General features: G+C 34.3%; 18 protein-coding genes. 7 read left to right on the top strand and 11 right to left on the bottom strand.

The features are described from left to right. Nucleotides 1–59: 59 nt before the first annotated feature. Both acs and ACFSR3_RS12350 read left to right on the top strand, forming a co-directional pair. Nucleotides 60–1,967: an acetate--CoA ligase gene (acs, locus tag ACFSR3_RS12345; protein ID WP_379821318.1), complete on the top strand. Its 1,908-nt coding sequence runs from the start codon at nucleotides 60–62 to the stop codon at nucleotides 1,965–1,967. A 47-nt stretch (nucleotides 1,968–2,014) separates the two neighbouring features. Then, the gene (locus tag ACFSR3_RS12350) at nucleotides 2,015–2,464 is read left to right on the top strand and encodes a DinB family protein (protein ID WP_379821320.1); all 450 of its coding nucleotides are present in this window, start codon (nucleotides 2,015–2,017) and stop codon (nucleotides 2,462–2,464) included. Here the strand turns inward: ACFSR3_RS12350 and ACFSR3_RS12355 are convergent. Both ACFSR3_RS12355 and ACFSR3_RS12360 read right to left on the bottom strand, forming a co-directional pair. Beyond that, nucleotides 2,461–3,069: a 3'-5' exonuclease gene (locus ACFSR3_RS12355; protein ID WP_379821322.1), complete on the bottom strand. Its 609-nt coding sequence runs from the start codon at nucleotides 3,067–3,069 to the stop codon at nucleotides 2,461–2,463. The genes ACFSR3_RS12350 and ACFSR3_RS12355 overlap by 4 nt on opposite strands. Nucleotides 3,070–3,071: 2 nt before the next feature. Continuing rightward, nucleotides 3,072–4,991, bottom strand: coding sequence for a DUF294 nucleotidyltransferase-like domain-containing protein (locus ACFSR3_RS12360; RefSeq protein ID WP_379821324.1), 1,920 nt, complete (start codon nucleotides 4,989–4,991; stop codon nucleotides 3,072–3,074). A 148-nt stretch (nucleotides 4,992–5,139) separates the two neighbouring features. On the opposite strand from ACFSR3_RS12360, the gene ACFSR3_RS12365 reads away from it, so the two are divergent. Further along, on the top strand, nucleotides 5,140–5,646 hold the full coding sequence (locus tag ACFSR3_RS12365) for a DUF2911 domain-containing protein (protein WP_379821326.1): 507 nt from the start codon (nucleotides 5,140–5,142) through the stop codon (nucleotides 5,644–5,646). 139 nt (nucleotides 5,647–5,785) lie between these two features. On the opposite strand, the gene ACFSR3_RS12370 is transcribed toward ACFSR3_RS12365, so the two are convergent. After that, nucleotides 5,786–6,199, bottom strand: a complete 414-nt coding sequence (locus tag ACFSR3_RS12370) for a hypothetical protein (protein WP_379821328.1) — start codon at nucleotides 6,197–6,199, stop codon at nucleotides 5,786–5,788. A gap of 161 nt (nucleotides 6,200–6,360) precedes the next feature. Here ACFSR3_RS12370 and ACFSR3_RS12375 point away from each other — a divergent pair, with 161 nt between their 5' ends. Both ACFSR3_RS12375 and ACFSR3_RS12380 read left to right on the top strand, forming a co-directional pair. Further along, on the top strand, nucleotides 6,361–6,939 hold the full coding sequence (locus ACFSR3_RS12375; protein ID WP_379821329.1) for an NUDIX domain-containing protein: 579 nt from the start codon (nucleotides 6,361–6,363) through the stop codon (nucleotides 6,937–6,939). Nucleotides 6,940–6,997: 58 nt separating this feature from the next. Then, entirely contained in the window at nucleotides 6,998–9,301 is a 2,304-nt protein-coding gene (locus ACFSR3_RS12380) for an acyl-CoA dehydrogenase family protein (protein ID WP_379821331.1), read from the top strand. Here ACFSR3_RS12380 and ACFSR3_RS12385 read toward each other — a convergent pair. Genes ACFSR3_RS12385 through ACFSR3_RS12410 form a run of 6 tightly spaced genes read right to left on the bottom strand, consistent with a single transcriptional unit; the run spans nucleotide 9,298 to nucleotide 14,857 of the window. After that, nucleotides 9,298–10,332, bottom strand: a complete 1,035-nt coding sequence (locus ACFSR3_RS12385) for an o-succinylbenzoate synthase (protein WP_379821333.1) — start codon at nucleotides 10,330–10,332, stop codon at nucleotides 9,298–9,300. The two genes, ACFSR3_RS12380 and ACFSR3_RS12385, sit on opposite strands and share 4 nt — an antisense overlap. 2 nt (nucleotides 10,333–10,334) lie before the next feature. Beyond that, on the bottom strand, nucleotides 10,335–11,012 hold the full coding sequence (locus ACFSR3_RS12390; protein WP_379821334.1) for a metal-dependent hydrolase: 678 nt from the start codon (nucleotides 11,010–11,012) through the stop codon (nucleotides 10,335–10,337). A gap of 30 nt (nucleotides 11,013–11,042) precedes the next feature. After that, nucleotides 11,043–11,945: a 1,4-dihydroxy-2-naphthoate octaprenyltransferase gene (menA, locus tag ACFSR3_RS12395; RefSeq protein ID WP_379821337.1), complete on the bottom strand. Its 903-nt coding sequence runs from the start codon at nucleotides 11,943–11,945 to the stop codon at nucleotides 11,043–11,045. Nucleotides 11,946–11,970: 25 nt separating this feature from the next. Then, nucleotides 11,971–13,479 (bottom strand): PH domain-containing protein, encoded by a 1,509-nt coding sequence (locus tag ACFSR3_RS12400; protein WP_379821339.1) that lies wholly within the window; start codon nucleotides 13,477–13,479, stop codon nucleotides 11,971–11,973. After that, nucleotides 13,472–13,999, bottom strand: coding sequence for a PH domain-containing protein (locus ACFSR3_RS12405; protein WP_379821341.1), 528 nt, complete (start codon nucleotides 13,997–13,999; stop codon nucleotides 13,472–13,474). The genes ACFSR3_RS12400 and ACFSR3_RS12405 overlap by 8 nt, the downstream gene beginning before the upstream one ends. 15 nt (nucleotides 14,000–14,014) lie before the next feature. After that, complete coding sequence (locus tag ACFSR3_RS12410; RefSeq protein WP_199509034.1) at nucleotides 14,015–14,857, bottom strand: 1,4-dihydroxy-2-naphthoyl-CoA synthase; 843 nt, start codon at nucleotides 14,855–14,857, stop codon at nucleotides 14,015–14,017. 245 nt (nucleotides 14,858–15,102) lie between these two features. Between ACFSR3_RS12410 and ACFSR3_RS12415 the strand changes: the two genes are divergently transcribed. After that, the gene (locus ACFSR3_RS12415) at nucleotides 15,103–16,299 is read left to right on the top strand and encodes a serine hydrolase domain-containing protein (RefSeq protein WP_379821343.1); all 1,197 of its coding nucleotides are present in this window, start codon (nucleotides 15,103–15,105) and stop codon (nucleotides 16,297–16,299) included. A 111-nt stretch (nucleotides 16,300–16,410) separates the two neighbouring features. Beyond that, nucleotides 16,411–17,625 carry a sterol desaturase family protein gene (locus ACFSR3_RS12420; protein WP_379821344.1) on the top strand — a complete coding sequence of 405 codons (1,215 nt, stop codon included), beginning with the start codon at nucleotides 16,411–16,413 and terminating at the stop codon, nucleotides 17,623–17,625. 1 nt (nucleotide 17,626) lies between these two features. On the opposite strand, the gene ACFSR3_RS12425 is transcribed toward ACFSR3_RS12420, so the two are convergent. Together ACFSR3_RS12425 and menD are read right to left on the bottom strand one after the other, a co-directional pair. Then, nucleotides 17,627–18,460, bottom strand: a complete 834-nt coding sequence (locus tag ACFSR3_RS12425; RefSeq protein ID WP_379821345.1) for a CvfB family protein — start codon at nucleotides 18,458–18,460, stop codon at nucleotides 17,627–17,629. 92 nt (nucleotides 18,461–18,552) lie between these two features. Continuing rightward, entirely contained in the window at nucleotides 18,553–20,208 is a 1,656-nt protein-coding gene (gene menD / locus ACFSR3_RS12430; protein ID WP_379821347.1) for a 2-succinyl-5-enolpyruvyl-6-hydroxy-3-cyclohexene-1-carboxylic-acid synthase, read from the bottom strand. Between the last annotated feature and the right edge of the window lie 45 nt (nucleotides 20,209–20,253).

Here is a 20,253-nt window from a genome sequence, read left to right on the forward strand (position 1 = left end):
TTTAAGATGTGTATATTTACTAAACATAGATTCTTTCCAATTTAAACATTAATACAATAATGAGTTATTATCAGATAAAAAGCTTAGAGCAATATTTTAAGCATTATAATAAATCCATCCGAGAGCCTAGGAAGTTTTGGGATAAAATAGCCGATGAAAATTTCACATGGTATCAAAAGTGGGATAAAGTAGTTGAGTTTGATATGCAGGAAGCCGATGTAAAGTGGTTTGTTAATGCAAAGGTAAATATTACTAAAAATTGTATTGACAGGCATTTGGCAAAAAGAGGAGGGAAGACGGCAATTATTTTTGAACCCAATAACCCAAATGAAGAGGCAAAACATATTACATACAATGAATTGTATGATCGTGTTTCGAGGATGGCTAATGTGTTAAGAGATCAGGGAATAAAAAAGGGAGACAGAGTTTGTATTTATCTTCCAATGATACCGGAACTTGCAATTTCTGTATTAGCTTGCGCCAGAATAGGTGCAATACATTCTGTTATTTTTGCTGGTTTCTCTGCATCAGCTGTTACAAGCAGGATTAATGATTCGGGATGTAAAATGGTAATAACTTCTGACGGTGGATATAGAGGCAGTAAAACAATCGAATTGAAAAGTATTGTTGATGAAGCTCTTCAAAAATGCCAGTGTGTTGAGAATGTATTGGTCGTAAAAAGAACCAATTCTGATATAAAAATGCAGGAAGGCCGTGATAAATGGCTTCAGCCTTTGATTGATGCTGCAATACCGAACAATGTAGCGGAAATTATGGATGCTGAAGATCCTCTTTTTATTCTGTATACGTCTGGATCTACCGGTAAGCCTAAAGGAATGCTACATACTACAGCCGGCTATATGGTCCATACCGCTTATACTTTTAAAAATATCTTTGCTTATGAGGAAAATGATGTCTATTGGTGTACTGCTGACATTGGATGGATAACAGGACATTCATATATATTATATGGCCCATTGCTTAATGGTGCTACAACGGTACTTTTTGAAGGCATTCCATCATATCCTGATTTCGGTCGTTTTTGGGAAGTAATTGATAAACATAAAGTAACACAGTTTTATACTGCGCCTACGGCAATCCGTTCTCTTGCTAAAGAGAACTGGGAATGGGTTAACAAGCATGATCTAAGCACTCTAAAAGTTATTGGTTCAGTAGGAGAACCAATAAATGAAGAAGCTTGGCACTGGTATAATGACCATGTTGGTAAAAAGAAATCACCAATTGTTGATACATGGTGGCAAACAGAAACCGGAGGGATAATGATATCACCAATCCCGTTTGTAACACCTACAAAACCTACTTATGCAACATTACCATTACCTGGTATCCAGCCTGTTCTAATGGATGAGCTTAGAAATGAGATTGAGGGAAATCAGGTAGTTGGAAGTTTATGTATTAAATTCCCTTGGCCTGGAATGGCCAGAACAATATGGGGAGATCATCAGCGTTTTAAAGAAACTTATTTTTCTACTTTCCCGGGTAAATATTTTACAGGAGATGGTGCATTAAGAGATGAAGTAGGGTATTACAGAATAACAGGACGTGTAGATGATGTGGTAATAGTTTCCGGACATAATCTTGGTACAGCACCAATTGAAGACGCTATAAATGAGCATCCTGCAGTAGCTGAGTCGGCGATTGTTGGCTTCCCACATGATGTGAAAGGGAATGCACTTTATGGATTTATTATCCTGAAAGAATCCGGGGCCGGACGTGACAGGGAAAATCTTAGTAAAGAAATTAATGAGCATATTTCCAGCCATATTGGCCCAATTGCAAAACTGGATAAAATTCAGTTTGTATCAGGTTTGCCTAAAACGCGTTCTGGTAAAATTATGAGAAGGATTCTTAGAAAAATAGCTGAGGGTGATTTTTCTAATTTTGGGGATACAACAACATTGCTTAATCCTGAAATTGTAGACGAAATTAAAAATGGTAAATTATAAAAGAAAGCAGTCTTATGGCTGCTTTTTTGTTTTTTAAACGCAAAATTATGAAACTATTTTTTGTACAAGGCCTGGAATACACATTTCATTTCAATAATAAAGTTATTGATGCTTTAACTGAAATCAATAACCCGCCTGTAAAATCAGTAAAACTGATTAATCATATTGTTAACTCGCATGAGATATGGAATTCAAGGATTGAAGATAAAAATTACAATGTTGATGTTTGGGGAATAAGCCCTCTTCAGGATTTGAAAGCAATTAACGAAGTGAATTATTATAATTCTCTTGCCATAATTGGTAATTTAGATTTTGATAAACAAATTACATATACTAATACTAAAGGACAAACTTATATTAATAGTATACAGGATATTTTATTCCATGTAATAAATCATTCCACATACCACAGGGGACAAATCGCTTCAGATTTTAAAAATAATGATATAACGCCTTTAGTGACAGATTATATTTTTTATAAAAGATTGGAAATTTAGTCTCTGATACCCAATTTATTTCTTAGTTTTAAAAAAATAAGTGATGTTATATATGCGTTTCCGGATGCTGTATGCATTTCATTTTTTTTAACCTTAAGCATATCACAAACTTCATCAAGGCTTGATTGAGAATCTTCCGGTAAATTCTTCCATCTTTGATACAAAACGTTTGTATCCATAAATTGATTCCTAACCCTGCCTAAATCCAGACGTTTTAGGGCGAGATTAAGCATCTCAATATCAAGATTTATATTATGTCCAACCAATGTAGAGTCTTTTATAAAATTTAGAAAGCGAATCATTGCTTCTGCTTCTACAACTTTTTCTGCACTTTCTTTTATTACTGTTTTTTGAGAGGTAGGTTGTGTAGTGAATTTTTCCTGGAATAATACAACTTCAAAAAAATCACCTACAGCAATAGAATTATTACTTAATCCAATTGCTCCAATAGATAATATTACATCTTCTTTCCAGTCCTGACCGGTTGTTTCCATATCAAAAACTACATAACGCTTTTCAATGTTTCCTTCATCATTATCGAAAAGGGAAACATAATTTTTCCAGAATTGCGGGAGATTATTTCCAGTAAGCCAGTCAAATGCCATGATTAATTGATATAAGTTATAGAGAATCTGTTTTTAATAATATCCTGAATTTCATTAATTGGCTCAATAAAATTTTTAAGTTTTCCTTTATCGGTTTTAGATAGTTCATTTATATCGATGTATCTGCCGTCAGAATCATTAGTCAAACCTTCTTCGGTCCTAAAGCGCATAAGTGTGTTAAAGGCTTCAGCGCATTCTTCGTAAAGCTCTGCGTTTTTTGGTTCAAGCTCCGCAAGTTGTTTAAAACGATGATAAGTATTTGTTACTTCAAGTAAATTATGGCTTAATGCTAATGCTCTTGCAGAATCTATTAAGGGCTCGAGAGCACGGGATTTAATATCAAACTTGTCTTTATGATCACCATCACCTTCAAGTAAAAACTGTCTGAAAAAACCCAGAGCAGGAGGATTTCGAAGAGTATCAGCCGCAAGAAATCCGAAGAACTTTTTATTATGCCCCATATTATTTCGGATATTTTCCATTAATGCATCTTCAATATCCGGAGCGCCATAAATAAAGTCAAAATCAAAAAAAGCTGTACTAACTTCAACTCCTTTTTCAGCTGGGGTATTAATCCAGCTGTTGTATTGTTTTATCCAGCCTGACAAAGATTTACACCAAAGTGAATTGCTTGCAAGTAATCCCTTTGGAGATGGTTCGTAGCCAACCTTTTCAAGAAATTCATTTACACTTTCTGCCAATTCAAGAAAATATGATTTTACATTATCATAGATTTCAGGCTCAACATCTTCAAAAATTAAAGCGTTACCCTGATCCGTTTTTAATAATTGTTCTTTTCTACCCTGGCTACCAATATTTACCCAGGTAAAGAGAGCAGGAGGAGGGGTTCCCATTTTTTCCACTGACAATTCTATTGCCCTTCGCGTTAGTTCAATATTTATTTCTGCTACAATATTTGATATGTGTGAAATAGGAATATTAGTATCGATTGAATTCTGGATAAGGTCGGTAAGTTTTTCGCGGACATATTTCAGTTCTTTAGCATTACCGGCCCGGCGTGTTTGTTTTAAAAGCACTCCGGGAGTATTTGATTGGGCAGCAATAACATCGTGTTCACTAATTATACCTGTTATGACAGATTTATTACTACCGTCTTTTGTTACACATAAATGACCAACGCCATGTTTGAGCATTACCATTTGCGCTTCCGCTACAGAAATATTTTCCGGTACGGTTATTACAGGACTTTTCATTATTGTTCGGGCATCTATATCAATAGGATATTGTCCAGTTGCAATTTTTGCTCTCAAATCCCTGTCTGTAATTATACCTATTGGTAATTGGTTTTCTTCTATAATTACACTTCCAATAGCACTGTTAGCCATTGTTTTAGCAATAAATCTCAAAACGTCATCGGGATTGGCAGTAATAGGATTTTTTGTGTATTTAATAGGCTGATAGTATTGTAAGTCGGCAACCTGATCGCTAACAATCATATTTTCCGATATAAGCTTACCTTTACGTTCTTTATCGTATGGATTGCGTGTTTGAGAAGCGAAACTCTCCAGGAAAAAAGAAAGAATGTTTTGGTTTGAGACTATATAAGGTTCAAAAAAAGCTATAGGGATTGCAATGATGATAGACTCTTCTCTGGATTTTGCAGACATTAAGTAGTCTTCTTTTGCAAAATAAGGTCTTAACCCTAATATATCACCTTCATCACATTTATCAATTAATGTTTCTTCAGCATCAGAAGTTATTGAAAGACCAATAGCCCCATTTTTAATAATATAAAAATCATTGTGAACTGAATCTCCTCCTTTAAATAATATCTGATTCTTATCAAGATAAATAATTCTTGATTGTTCAGCTATATTTACAAGTTCAGCATTTTCGAGTATTTCGAAAGGAGGGAAGTGTTTCAGAAAATCAGCAATACTTTGGGCGACAGGGTTTTTCATATATAGATCAAATGAGATTTAAAAGTAATGTTTTTTGCGAATCTATAAAAGAAAATAGCTACAGTAAAAATCTCAAAGCTTTGTTAAAATTTTAAATTAGTTGATAATCTGCTTAAATTTACAAAATAACTATAATCAATTTTTTAAAATGAAATTTACTACAAAGTTTACGATTCTGATTTTCTCTGTCTTTTTTACAATTGGTGCATTCGCGCAGGATAAAAAGCCAGCAAGTCCTGCTGCTACAGCAAAAGGTAATATTAGCGGTGCCAATATTACGATAGAATACAGCAGTCCGTTTGTAAAAGGAAGAACAATTTGGGGAGAATTAGTTCCTTACGGAAAAGTTTGGCGTGCCGGTGCTAATGCACCAACAACAATTGAAACTGATAAAAACCTTAAAATTGAAGGTAAAGAATTAGCTGCAGGAAAATATTCAATTTATGTAATTCCTGAAAATGGATCGGCTACAGTAATTTTTGGAAAAGATCCTAAAATGAGTGCTTACAACTACGATGAAGCTAAAGATGCTTTAAGAGTTCAGGTAAAAACAAAAAAATCTTCTAAAATGAATGAAAGTCTTGTTTATACCATAAACAAAAATAATATAACGTTAAGTTGGGAAAACATAGATATACCGGTGTCTGTTAAATAATAGTGTTTATAGAGTTTAGAACGGCATTGAGTATTCAGTGCCGTTTTTATTTTAATATATCTAATTATTATTTTACATAATATATATTATAAGTCAATATGGGTGGTAAGAATAGCGGGCTATACCCGCTAAAATGTCTTTATTTTTTTACTTCTCCGGTATAAACGAATTTATCACCCTGATAAGCTGTTACTTGTACTACACCATCTTTTCTTGTTTGCATGGCGTAACCAAATACTGTGTTGTTTGGAAATCTTATATAATATAATTGCTCAACAAATGTTGTTGCCGGTTTTTTCATTTTAAATCTGAATTCACCGTCGGCCATAATTTTAAGCGTAAATTTTTCAGTTTCTGCAACTGTATATTGAAGTTCTCCACCAACATAATGTTCTGTTACAGTTTCCGGCAACGCAGGGAAATCTTTAAAAGAAATTCCTTTTTTTAGAATTGAATACAGCTCATAATTTTTAATAGATAACGGCACAGATTTTTCCTGGGCATTCATGTTAAAGGCCAAAGCCAACAGTAAACAGATTAATAGTTTTTTCATTTTGGTTTATTAGATTTTATTTTCAGTAAATATAAAATTTTTATAAATCCTTTAAAAATTAAGTTCTATATAAATGTGTAGTTTTATCTACGAAATAAATCGTACTATACAAACGCTTGTAGCGTTTGTAATGGTAAATCATTAAATCAATATTTAACATAATGTCTGAAAAAGTAAAAATTGAATCCACAGTACTGTTATCTGACAACTGGGGAAAACTTAATAAAGTTACATATAAATATCAGCTTAAAGACGGATTTTGGCAAACTCAGGAACGTGAAGTTTATAATCGCGGCAATGGCGCTGTAATTTTACTATATAACAAAAATAAAGGAACTGTTATTTTAACCAGACAGTTTAGATTACCTACATGGTTTAATGGAAATGCAGACGGGCAAATGATCGAAGCCTGTGCAGGTATGCTTGACGAAATGGATCCTGAAGATTGTATTAAAAGAGAAACTGAAGAAGAAACCGGCTATAATTTATCTGACATAAGAAAAATTATGGAAGTGTATATGTCTCCGGGATCTGTGACAGAAATTCTCTACTTTTTTGTTGGTGCTTACTCAGATGATATGAAAACCGGAACTGGCGGTGGACTAGATAATGAGCAGGAAAATATTGAAGTCCTTGAATTTGATTTTAATGATTCATTAAGGATGATAGAAACCGGAGAAATTAAGGATGCTAAAACAATAATGCTTCTTCAGTATGCTAAAATTCATGATTTAGTTTAACACTATTTTTATTAGCGACTGTAAGTAATTGCTTATTTTTATAATAAAAACCATTCGTATGGACATTACATTCAATAACAATCCTAAACTTAGTATATTAATTCCTGTTTTTTACGTAGCATGGCAGGATGATTTCCTTACTAAACAAGAATTTTCAGCGTTGGCAGGATTTATAAATAATCAGGAATGGCTCACAAAAGCTGAAAAAGACTTTCTTAAAACAAAAATAGATTATAGCTCCCCTCCTAGCCGTTCAGAATTCTTTAAATGGAAAGAAAAAATTGATACTTTAATTAATAAATCCAATCCTGCTAATCTTACAGAATTAGGCATTCTTATTGCTAATTCGGAAAGACCTGCACTCTCAGAGGATGATATCCTTAAAATTGCTCCTGTTTTTGCAAAGATGGAATCTGAACTGGGAATTATGGGACAGGAAATTATTGCCGGATTTAAATCGAAAACAGATACTGTAACTAATAAATATGGTACTGTTAAAAGCTTTGATGTAAACAAATTAACGGAATTGCTTGATGGAGATCAGTCAGTTCATATTGATAAGGTAAAAAAAATCATTTCTTCGCCTGAATTCAAACTGGAAACAATCTCAGATACAGCCGAGTATCGTGAAAAAGTACTTGATTGGTGTAAAATACTGGCTAAAGAGGGAATGGGGAATTATGCCTATCCCAAAGAATATGGAGGCAAAGCCGATATAGAAGGCTATTTTTCAATAATGGAAACATTAAGCTATCATGATTTAAGTCTTGTGATCAAGTTTGGTGTTCAGTTTGGGCTTTGGGGAATGAGTATTCTCTCTTTAGGAACCGAAAAGCATTATAAAAAATACCTGAAAGATGTAGGTACCTTAGAGTTGCCCGGAGGTTTTGCCATGACAGAAACACATCACGGTTCTAATGTAAAAGGTGTACAGACTACAGCTGTATATAATCATAGAGACAGGACATTTACAATTAATACTCCTGAAAAATATGATCGTAAAGAATATATTGGCAATACAGCTAATCACGGTGAGATGGTTACTGTTTTTGCTAAGCTGATTATTGATGAAAAAGATTATGGTGTTAATGCCTTTATAGTTCCAATCCGTGATAAGAATAAAAACGTGCTTGAAGGGGTGACTATTGAAGATTGTGGACATAAAATGGGGCTAAATGGGGTTGATAATGGGATTTTGACTTTTAAGAATGTCATTATACCTTATGATAATATGCTTGATCGTTTTTCACAGGTTAATGAAAACGGAGAATTTGAAAGCCCTATACCGAGTGATAACAGACGTTTCTTTACAATGTTAGGAACACTTGTTGGAGGAAGGATTGGAATTCCACGTTCAGCCTTGGCAGCTGCTAAGACAGGATTGACAATTGCTATAAAATATGGTGATAAACGCAGACAGTTTGGCCCCGATGGAGGCCTTGAAGTTCCCATTCTTAATTACAGAATGCATCAGAAGAGATTAATGCCTTATTTAGCAAATGCATATGCCATTCATTTTGGTTTGCAATATCTAACCAAGCGCTTTGTAAATAGAAAAGAAGAAGAAATGCAGGAAATTGAAGCCTTGGCGGCTGGTATGAAGTCATATTCTACATGGAATACAAGGAATACCCTTCAGGAATGCCGTGAAGCTTGTGGGGGTAAAGGATATCTTTCAGAAAACAGGATAGATGATCTTAAAAACGATACGGAAATATATACCACTTTTGAAGGTGATAATACTGTACTAATGCAGCTAACAGCCAAAAACCGTTTAGGAGAATTCCGCAAACAGTTTGGCCAAATGAATGTTTCAGGTATTTTTAACTATGTTATAGATCAGGCAAAAACGTCAATTACGGAAAAGAACCCATTTGCGACGAGGAATACTGATGAGAAACATCTTAAAGACAAAGAGTTTCACATTCATGCTTTTCGCTATAGAGAGAATGAAATTGTGAGTTCAGCTGCAAAAAGATTTAAAAGGCTTGTAGATAATGGTTTAGATGCTTTTGATGCAGCAAATGTAATGCATCCTCATATGATTCAGATTGCTGACAGTTATCTTGACCGTGTTTTTCTGGAGCAGTTTCAGTATAAGTTATCTACTATTACCGATGAAGGAATTAAGGAAGTAATGGAACGATTGTATAATCTGTTTGCATTAAACAAAATTGAAGAACATAAAGCCTGGTATCTTGAACAGGGTTACATGGAAGGTGTTAAAACTAAAGCTGTTCGCAAGCTTGTAAGTCAGTTATGCTGGGAAATCAGGCAGGATGCAGTTCCTCTTACAGATGCATTTAATATACCCGAAAGTTGCCTTGGTGCTATAGTAACCAACAAAGCTGCAGAGGCTTAAAGATTAACCTGCCACATAATATCAGGATTATAAATTAATTTTCCATTGACAACCTCCAACGGCGAGTCAAAATTATTTGTATATAGTCCCCCGGTGCCTAATCCCTGTGGCATTGGGTTGTTTTGAAGAAATGTCCATTGTGCAATTGCATTGAGGCCAATATTGCTCTCAAGCGCAGAAGTTATCCACCAGCCAATATTCATTTTTTCTGCTATATCAATCCACTCTCGGGAACCACGGAAACCACCTATGAGACTTGGTTTTAAAATTATATACTGAGGCTTTATTTTTTGAAGTAAGGCCTCTTTATTTTTATATCCAAATACACCGATAAGCTCTTCATCCAAAGCGATAGGAAAGGGTGTTTTTTGACAAAGATCAGCCATAAGATCAAACTGACCTTGTTTTACAGGTTGTTCAATGCTATGTAGCTGAAATGAATTAAGTTGTGTTAATTTATATAATGCATCTGTTGAAGAAAATGCACCATTAGCATCTACACGAATTTCAATATCTTCTGCACTAAAATTTGACCTTATAAAACGCAGTAAATTGAGCTCCTTATCAAAATCAATGGCTCCGATTTTTAGTTTAATACAATCAAAACCCTGTTCTAATTTTTCTTCAATTTGTTGTTTCATGTAGCTCTCCTCTCCCATCCAGACAAGGCCATTGATATCAATACCTTTCGTTCCATCAGTAAAAGCTGATGGAAATAAAAGATATGGGTTATTTGATTTCAGAGATTGAAATGCCATTTCAAGTCCAAATTGAATTGATGGAAATTCGTTAAGGGAATTCCAAAGGTATTCCTCACCTAAATGAATGTTTTCACAAACCCATTTTAGCTTTTCTTCATAATCCGGCCTGTCGTCAATGCTTAGGGTTCGAAGTATACCACACTCCCCTATTCCGGTTTTTCCATTATCTTCAAGGATAAGGAACCAGGTTTCTTTTTGAGTAAGAACGCCCCGCGATGTTCCGCTGGGGCGTTTAAAATCAAGTATATATTTTTTATAAGATGCTTTCATTATTAAAGCTCTAACGATTCTCCTATTTCAAGTAACATTAGGTCTTTTCCTTTATTGAAGAATTTTTTTATCGCATCGTCATGGTCAATTTTAATGTATCCAAAAGTATCAAAGTGATAACCAAGTACTTTATCGCATTCAAGGAAATCGGATGCTATGATAGCGTCTTCAATATCCATAGTGAAGTTATTTCCAACCGGTAAAACCGCAAGGTCAAGTTTTGTACGCATTGGAATCAGTTTCATATCAAATGTCACTGCTGTATCTCCGGCGATATAAATATTTTTATGTTCACCTTCGATCACAAAACCTCCGGGATTACCACCATAAGAGCCGTCAGGGAAAGAACTTGAGTGATGACCTACAACGTATTTAACTTTACCAAAGTCAAAATTCCAGCTACCTCCATGATTCATAGGATGTACCTTATGCCCTTTTTTTTCAAAATAGCCTGTGATTTCAGCATTAGAAACTATTACTGCACCAGTATTGTTAGCTATAGCATCAGCATCAAGAATATGGTCGCCGTGAGCATGCGTTAGCAGTATATAATCTGCTTTTAACTGCATGATGTCAATATCTTTTGCAAGTTCATTAGCGGAGATAAACGGGTCAACTATTATGTGCTTGCCTCCTACTTCTATTCCTAAGCTGGCATGGCCGTAAAATGTAATTTTCATAAGAATGTTTTTATTATTGGAATTATAAAATTATAACTGTAATGCTATACAAAGCAATACTGAAAGGAAAAAAGTACCTAAGGCTACTTTTTTAAGTTCCGGATCTAATGCACGTGGTTCAGTATTTTTTGCAACTGTTTTTATGTGCAATATAAATGGAACATAAGCTATTAAAAATATATACTGAATGACTTTAAAGTCTGACAGTATTGCAAAAATAAGAGTGAGAGCTAATGCTGTCATGATTACTGTGTAATGATATATTTTAGCATTTTTTGCTCCCATTTTAACTACAATAGTGTTTTTACCGGATAAAGCATCTGAAACCTGATCACGCATATTATTTAAGTTTAGAACCGCCACACTTAGTAATCCAATTGTTATTGCCGGTAAAAGAACAAGCGTATCAATCTGTTTGGCAAATAGGAAATAACAACCAATAACACTAACAAGCCCAAAGAAAATGAACACGAACAAATCTCCAAGACCTCTATATCCATAGGCAGAATTACCAACAGTATATTTTATCGCTGCTGCTATAGCTGCTAAACCAAGGAAAAAAAAGAATACTGAATACCCAAAGTTATCTTTACCAAATGAAAGGTAAATCAATATTATTGCTGCTGCAAGAGTAAGTACAGAGGTAATTATTATGCCTTTTTTCATTTCAGTAACGGTAATGGCCCCACTTTGTATTGCTCTTTGAGGACCAATTCTGTTTTCGTTATCCGTACCTTTTACTCCATCGCCGTAATCATTGGCAAAATTGGAAAGTATCTGTAATCCTAAGGTTGTAAGTAGTGCAAAACCCAGGATTGAATAATTGGTAAACCCTTGTGAAAATGCATAAAAACATCCAACAAGTATACCCGATACAGATAGAGGTAGTGTTCTTAATCGTGCGGCCTGAAGCCAAGCTTTAGCGTTTGCCATTAAATTTCAAAATATATTAAGATGCTTACATCCAGTTTTTGTTAGTAGTTTCAACCTGATACAGCCAATAATTTACAAACTGTTTAAGTTTAGTATAATCAGCCAGCCCAAATGATATTTTTCCACCTGCAGTGTAAAGATTTAAAATTCCAATATCAGAACCTTTATGCCAAAAATATTGGTGAACCGAGATAGCATGTATTTTATGAGGCGCAATGTAATCTTTATCTACATCCCATGCTCCTCCCTGTTTAATAATAAACTCATTACTCACAAAAAGCCTGCTGTTTCTAAAACCAAAATAGATTATGAGACTTATAAAGAGTATATAAACTGGTAAAAACAGTATGTATTCTTTTAATTCTGTAAAGGTATAATTAGCCAATAAAAAGTAAGCTGCTAAAGGGGTTATCAGGAACTTAATAGACTGCATCAATATTTTTCTGATATTAGGCTTAAGAACAATGCCTTCCTGAGGAATTTCATGCAGCAGAAATTTTAATAACATATCTTTCTCTACAGTATTGCATCCCGGTATCTCAATAGCTGATTTTTTGTTTTCATGATTATTAGCATCCTGACTGGAAGCCTGGCGAATCTTTATATCAAGTATATCCAGTTTTTTCTGAAAATAGTTACGCCCAACAGTCACAATCTGTACTTTTTCAGGTTTTATAATAGTATTCTTAGTGTTAAGCAAACCATGTGAAAGCAGCAATGAGTCATTTTGTTTTGTTATCCTGAAATTGAAGAACTTTAAAATTGTGCGTCCCAGATTAACCACTATTACCATAGCCATAATAGCCAGGATAATGAACATTATGAATTTCAGAATGACATCGGTCCTTAGGTAATTATCTAAAGGGTCATCTTCTATTTCCGCATACTTTATAAAGTCTTCAATGTATTGAAACATTGTAATAAAAAACGCAAGTAATATACCAAAGCTCCTTACATAGTTTGACGTAATGCCTGTTTTAAAAAGGCTTAACAGGCTTATTTGAATAAAAGCATGTTTTACTGCTGTGTTGTGTGATTCAGTTTCAACCTCAGAGTTATCAGATGTTGTTTTGATTCCTTCAAGTAATCTTGATTTTAGTGATTGAGCAAGATCATGAGTAATTGCTTTTATAGTAACTTCTTTCTGAGCCGTACCAGCTGTATCAACTTCCAGAGCATGAACACCAATTATCTTTTGTAAAAATGACTGATTTATATTTACCTGTTGAATCTTATCTAAAGGAATACCTAACCTGCTTTTATTAATAATACCTCTTTTAATAACAAACTCCTCATTTTCCTCGTCAAGGTAAAAGGTGAAGTTTATGTATTTTAAATAGGCAATTACAGCAACTAACAGAAAGACAGCAACTATACCTATGGTAAGGTAGATCTTATTCATCTGATCTATCTTGATGATCCATACGATCAAAATAGGAAATAATGCCCTTATTGCACTTTGTAAAGTGTCGGCAAACATTATTAAAACACCTATGAGAGATTGTCGCTGCGGACTGCTGAAATCATTATTCATTAATAGTATTCTGTTTAAGAATTTTACCAACTAGTAATTGTTTTATCTTTTCCGCATGCTCCTTTTCTACTCCTGGAACCTTAATATCACTATTAATCCCTCCGGCAGTAAATATCTCTATGGTTGCCAATCCCAATTTTCTAGAAATAAAACCTTCGTGCAGTGTTACATGCTGCACTCTGTTATAAGGAATTATAGTGGTTTCTAAAACGATAGCTCCACTCTTGTAAATAACATCATGATCCCTAAAAGCAAATCCTCTGTTTCTGAAACTGATAAGATTTATAGCTATGCTAAACAACAACAATACGACGTAAGCCAGGATTGCCGGAATTACATATGCTCTTGACTCCTCAATAAAATACAGGACTACACCTATAATCGTAGCCAAAATTAAAAATGTAAGTCCCAGATTAAAGTAAATAATCTTCTTATAATTTATATTAAGTGGTGAAAGTACGGTATCTTCAAACTTAGGTAAGGAAATCGTATCTATTTTTTCGTTAGTAAATTGTTCCATTGGAATACTTTAAGATTAAGGTATCCATTTGATATCCCTGAAGTTCGGCTTTCTTTTTTCAAGGAATGCATCACGGCCTTCTTTAGCTTCTTCTGTCATATATGTAAGACGGGTTGCCTCACCGGCAAATACCTGTTGACCCACCATTCCATCATCAGTAAGATTAAAGGCAAACTTCAGCATTTTGATTGATGTAGGTGATTTATCTAATATTTCCTGTGCCCATTCATACGCTGTATCTTCAAGTTCAGCATGAGGTATAACAGCATTTACCATTCCCATTTCATAAGCATCCTGAGCTGAATAATTACGGCCTAAAAAGAAAATTTCACGTGCACGTTTCTGACCTACCATTTTTGCAAGATATGCAGATCCATAACCACCATCAAAACTGGTTACGTCGGCATCCGTTTGCTTGAATATTGCGTGTTCTTTACTGGCTAACGTAAGATCACATACAACATGAAGGCTATGCCCTCCTCCTACTGCCCAACCGGGAACAACAGCAATAACAACTTTTGGCATAAAGCGGATAAGTCGTTGCACTTCAAGAATATTCAAACGGTGCATACCATCATCTCCCACATACCCCTGATGGCCTCTTGCTTTTTGATCACCACCACTGCAAAATGAATATACTCCGTCTTTAGAAGATGGACCTTCAGCAGATAATAACACTACCCCAATCGAAGTATCTTCCCTGGCATCCAGAAAAGCTTCAAAAAGTTCGGCCGTAGTTTTTGGCCTGAAAGCATTTCTTACATCAGGTCTGTTAAACGCGATACGTGCAACTCCATCACATTTTTTATATGTAATATCTTCAAATTCTTTTACGGTTTTCCAGTTTATATTACTCATGCTTATATTTAATATTTACTGTAAAAATAAAGCATTTTTTGCATTCATCAATAAAAATAGATATTGAACTAACAAGGTATTTATTATATGAAAAATCAATTAAAAAAGTTTTAATCATAAATTATTTATATTCAAAACTTTATCCAAATTGCTTTAAAAAAAACATTTTTTTAAATGTTAACCTTGTTTAAAATGCTTTTATAAAATTATTGTTTAGTTATATTTGTCGTTTACGTGATCATCAAATGAAGTTTTTAAGAATATTTCCCTATATAATTGCATTTACCTGTATTTCTTGTTTAAAAGAAAAATCTACTCTTGCCGAAAATACTAACGAAGAGACTGTAGATACAGTATTGCACATTACTCCTTTAAATACAAAATTAACCAAACCTAGTAAAGCTTTTATAAATTCGAAAACAGCCACTATAGAGCATTTTTATCATAAATTATGGAGCAGAAATGATTTAAGTGGTGGATTTCTGGTAGCCAAGAATGGTAAAATACTTTTTGAAAAATATGGAGGCTATGCTAACAGGAGTGAAAAAGAAGAAATTTCTGCGAATACACCTGTTCATATAGCGTCTGTGAGTAAAGTATTAACGGCTGCTGTTGTTTTAAAGTTGATTGACAGAAATAAACTGGATCTTGATGCGAAAGTAAATACGCTGCTTCCTGAATTTCCTTATGAGGACATAACTGTAAGAATGCTGCTTAACCATAGAAGTGGGCTGCCTAATTATGCTTACGTGCTGGACGATCGTGCCATCTGGGATAGAAGTATGTTAACTAATAAGGACATATTAGACCTCTTCGCACAACACAAATTTGACCTATACTTTAAGTCCGATAAAAAATTTGGGTATTGTAATACTAATTATGCAATGCTGGCACTGATCATTGAAAAGGTTACGCACATGAATTATCGTGATGCAATGAAAAAGATACTTTTTGATCCGCTTGGGATGAAGAATACTTATGTGTTCGATTATCAAAAAGATCGTGAAACTGCCAGCAGATCATATAAAGGAAACAATGTTTTATATGGATGGGATTTTCTGGATGATGTTTATGGAGACAAAAATATTTATTCAACTCCTCGTGATTTGCTTAAATTTGATTTAGCAACTTATTCAAAAAAATTCCTGAATCCTAAGCTGTATAATGAAGTATTTCAAGGTTATAGTTACGAGCATAAAGGAACTAAAAACTATGGACTTGGTATTCGTATGCATGAATGGGAAACCGGAGAAAAATTATTTTATCATAACGGTTGGTGGCACGGTAATACATCTTCTTATATAACTCTTAAAAAAGATACAGTTACACTTATTTGTCTTTCAAATAAGTTTTCGTATAAACCATACAAAATTTGGAAATTATCCCCTGCTTTTGGTAAATACCCTATCAAACCGGATAAAAACGAAGATTTAGAATTATAATACAAAGCCCTTATTTTAAGGGTTTTGTTATTTATTAACCATAGCTGTTAATAAATAGTCTATTAAGCCTATAGACTAATAGTTATATTTGTTCAAAAATAAGACACAATTATGGAAAACCTAAATTATCTGGCGTTTGCAATGCCAGCATTCTTTTTGTTTTTGTATCTGGAATATAAACTTGCTCAGTATAGAAAAAAAGGACACTTATTTAAATATGAAAGTTCTGTTTCTAATATAAGTATTGGTATAGCTGAACGTTTAATAAACCTTTTCGTTTCGGCCAGCTTCTATCAGGTCTATTATTGGGTATATAATAACTATGCAATATTCGATATTCCTAATAACTGGGTATTATGGATAGTATTAATTTTAGCAACTGATTTTGTATGGTATTGGTATCATAGGCTTGGGCATGAAGTAAATCTTTTTTGGGCAGCGCATATTGTACACCATCAAAGCGAAGAATTTAATTTAACCGCCTCAGCGAGAATTACAACTATTCAGGCACTGATACGCACAGTTTTTTGGTGCATATTGCCATTGATAGGCTTCCACCCCACTATGGTTATAACAATGTTGCTTGTTCATGGGGCATATTCCTTTTTTACTCACACTCAGGTTTTAAAAAGAGTAAAATGGCTTGAATATGTATTCATAACTCCATCGTTGCACGGAGTTCACCATGCATCGGATGAAAAATATCTGGATAAGAACTATGGAGATATGTTTGTTTTCTGGGATAAGATATTTGGTACATTTCAGGAAGAGGAAGAGCAGCCAACCTATGGGCTAACGCATCCGCTTAAAAGTTATAGTTTCCTTTGGATGCATTTTCATTATTATTTTGAAATATATGAATCTTACAAACGTGCCAATACTTTAAAAGGAAAATTCAATGCTGTTTTCGGAAGCCCGGCAGTTATGGATCAAGATATACGCCCTGAGCTTGAAAAGCGTTTTTTACAGGACAGAAGATTTCGTTTGAGAGAACTTAGATTCAAAAATTATCTCACATTCCAAATAGTTATATCGGTTGCGCTTCTTAGTTGGTTTACGTTTTTTTATAATACTCAAACTATAGTTGACAAACTATTCTATTTGAGCTTTATACTTATCACACTTGTAAATTGCGGTGCATTGCTGGAACAACGTAAATGGATATATTACCTCGAATACGCACGTCTTGCAATACTGTTAGCCTATTTATTTTATAGTGAAGGATACCCCGAATTGGTTTTAATGACCGTATACTTACTTATTGTAATCGAAAATGTATTTTCGTTAAGTAAATGGTATCAGAAGTATGTCTTACAGACCAAATAGATCATTCCTTGACAAGATAAATTCCGTCTTCTTTTATTTCGATAAGTTTTTGTTTGTAAAGCGTTCCTATTGCTTTTTTAAAAGTCTTTTTACTCATTTTAAGTACAGTCTTGATGTCCTCTGGGTGGCTATCATCATTTAAACGAAGAAAACCACGGCTCGCACGAAGCTCATCAAGTACTTTTTCAGCATTAGGCTCTATACCGGCAAATCCTGTTTGTTGGAGTGTAACGTCTATTTTTTTGTCAGGACGGATATTTTTGATATATCCTTTCATTCTGTCACCTGTACGAACATCTTCGTATACTTCATCTTTGTAAAGTAAACCTTTGTGTTGCTCATTAATGATAACATTGATCCCCATATCGGTAATATGGGAGATAATAAGATCAACCTCCTCCCCTTTTTCTACAGTTATCTCATCGTTACTCAGGAATTGGTTGATTTTGCTGGTTCCGACTAATCGGTTTGATTTTTCGTCAAGGTACATGAATACAAGGTAGCGCTTACCCTTTTCCATTTCACGGGCCTGTTCCCTAAAAGGAACAAACAAATCTTTTTCAAGCCCCATATCCAGGAAAGCACCAAATTTATTGATGAAATTTACACGTAATAAGGCAAACTCATTCAGGTAAATATAAGGCTCAAGCGTAGTAGCAACAGGGCGTTCCTCCTGATCCAGATATACAAAGACAATAATCTCCTCTCCTATTTCAAACTCTCTTGGTACATATTTATTGGGTAATAATATATCCTGATTGCCATCAGTAAGATAAAGTCCTATTTGAGTATCTCTTGCAATCTTAAGCGTATTGTATTTTCCTATTTCGATCATTACGGTAAATTTCAGCTGTAAAGGTACAAAGAATTGAACAATATAAAGGGAAAGCTTGGAAAACAACAAAGCCGGCATTAACCGGCTTTTCTTTATATTAACTCTTTAAAATATTGTAACAGGATTTTATCGTTCTCCTGCATTGGTGTGAATACTTCTAGAATTTTAGGTTGTTCACCATTTTGCATAAATGTTTTCAGTTGAGTTTTTAACTCAGCCTCGTCAGTAGCACTTCCATAACTGAAACCAAACATTTTTGCTAAGTGTTCCGCTGTTAAATGATGCTCGGTTTCAAAGTATGTGTTGAATACGGGGGTTTCCTGATGTCCCGGTAATATCCTGAAGATACCTCCTCCACCATTATTGATGATAATTATTTTAAAATCTTTTGGGATGTAATTATTCCAAAGGGCATTACTGTCATACAAGAAACTGATATCTCCTGTTATTAGAACTGTTTCTTTTTTGCTTGCTACAGCTGCACCAATTGCAGTAGAACTGCTTCCGTCAATGCCACTCGTGCCACGATTACAGAATACCTCAATGGAATTTTTTACATCAAGTAATTGAATGTAACGTATTGCAGAACTGTTACTTATCTGTAGTTGTGAATTATCTTTCAATACAGGTAATATTATTTCAAAAGCCTTAAAATCAGTAAAAGGAATTTTTACTAAATACTCATCGTGTTTTACTTTTCTGAAAGCTTTTAACTGCTGAGCCGTTTGACTATAATTACTTTCAACAGCTACAGTTTGAGGCATGAATGCTCTAAGAAAAGTACTAGCATCTGTTTCAAAATGTTTTGTAAGTGCTCCAAAAGTGTTGTAAGCCCTAAGTGTATCGATATGCCAGTGTTGAGAAGGACTATATTTTCTAAGCCAGGCTTTTACACGTTTAGAAACTATCATTCCTCCGAAAGTAAGTAATATATCCGGACTCCAGTTTTCAAAATCTTCATTAATGAATGGAGTTATAATAGTATCAATGTTATTAATAAATGTTGGGTGATGAAGATTAGATGTAGTTTCAGTCATAACCACTACCGATGGATCATTAGCCAGTTGCTCAATAATCGCTTTGTCAATTGATTCTGGATCGTTTACTCCAACTAAAATAAGTTTCTTCCTGGCAGAATTCCACTTCTCAGCATAAGCAGATAAATCTTCATTAAACGGATGACGTGGACTACTATGGTTTACATTTGGCGCTACAGATAACTCCTCTACCGTTTCATATAATGGTTCTTCAAAAGGTGCATTTATATGTACAGGGCCTTTTTTTAAAATAGCTGTATTTATTGCTTCATTTATCAGTTTGTCATTATCTGAAGAAGCTTCTTCCAATAGATTTGCACTAAAAAGAATATGATTTGCATATACATTTTCCTGACGAATGGTCTGGCCATCCCCAATATCTATTTTATCATGAGGTCTGTCGGCAGATATTATGATTAGCGGAATTTGGCTGTAAAATGCCTCTGCAACTGCAGGATAATAGTTCAGTAAGGCAGAGCCTGATGTGCAAACAATTGCAGTTGGCTTTTTAAGCTGTTGCGACATTCCTGTCGCAAAAAAAGCTGCGCAACGTTCATCAGCAATACTATAGCAGGTAAAATTTGGGTTATTAGCAAATCCAATTGTTAAAGGGGCATTACGTGAACCGGGAGATATAATTATATCAGTCACTCCTTTTGCACGGCATATTTCTATAATGCTTTGTGCCAAAGGTATTTTAGGATAGATCATTTTTTGGAATTTAAAAATCCCGGATAAGACCGGGATTATATTTTT

The organism is Flavobacterium suzhouense, assembly GCF_042684765.1.
In the GTDB taxonomy this organism is placed as follows: domain Bacteria; phylum Bacteroidota; class Bacteroidia; order Flavobacteriales; family Flavobacteriaceae; genus Flavobacterium; species Flavobacterium suzhouense.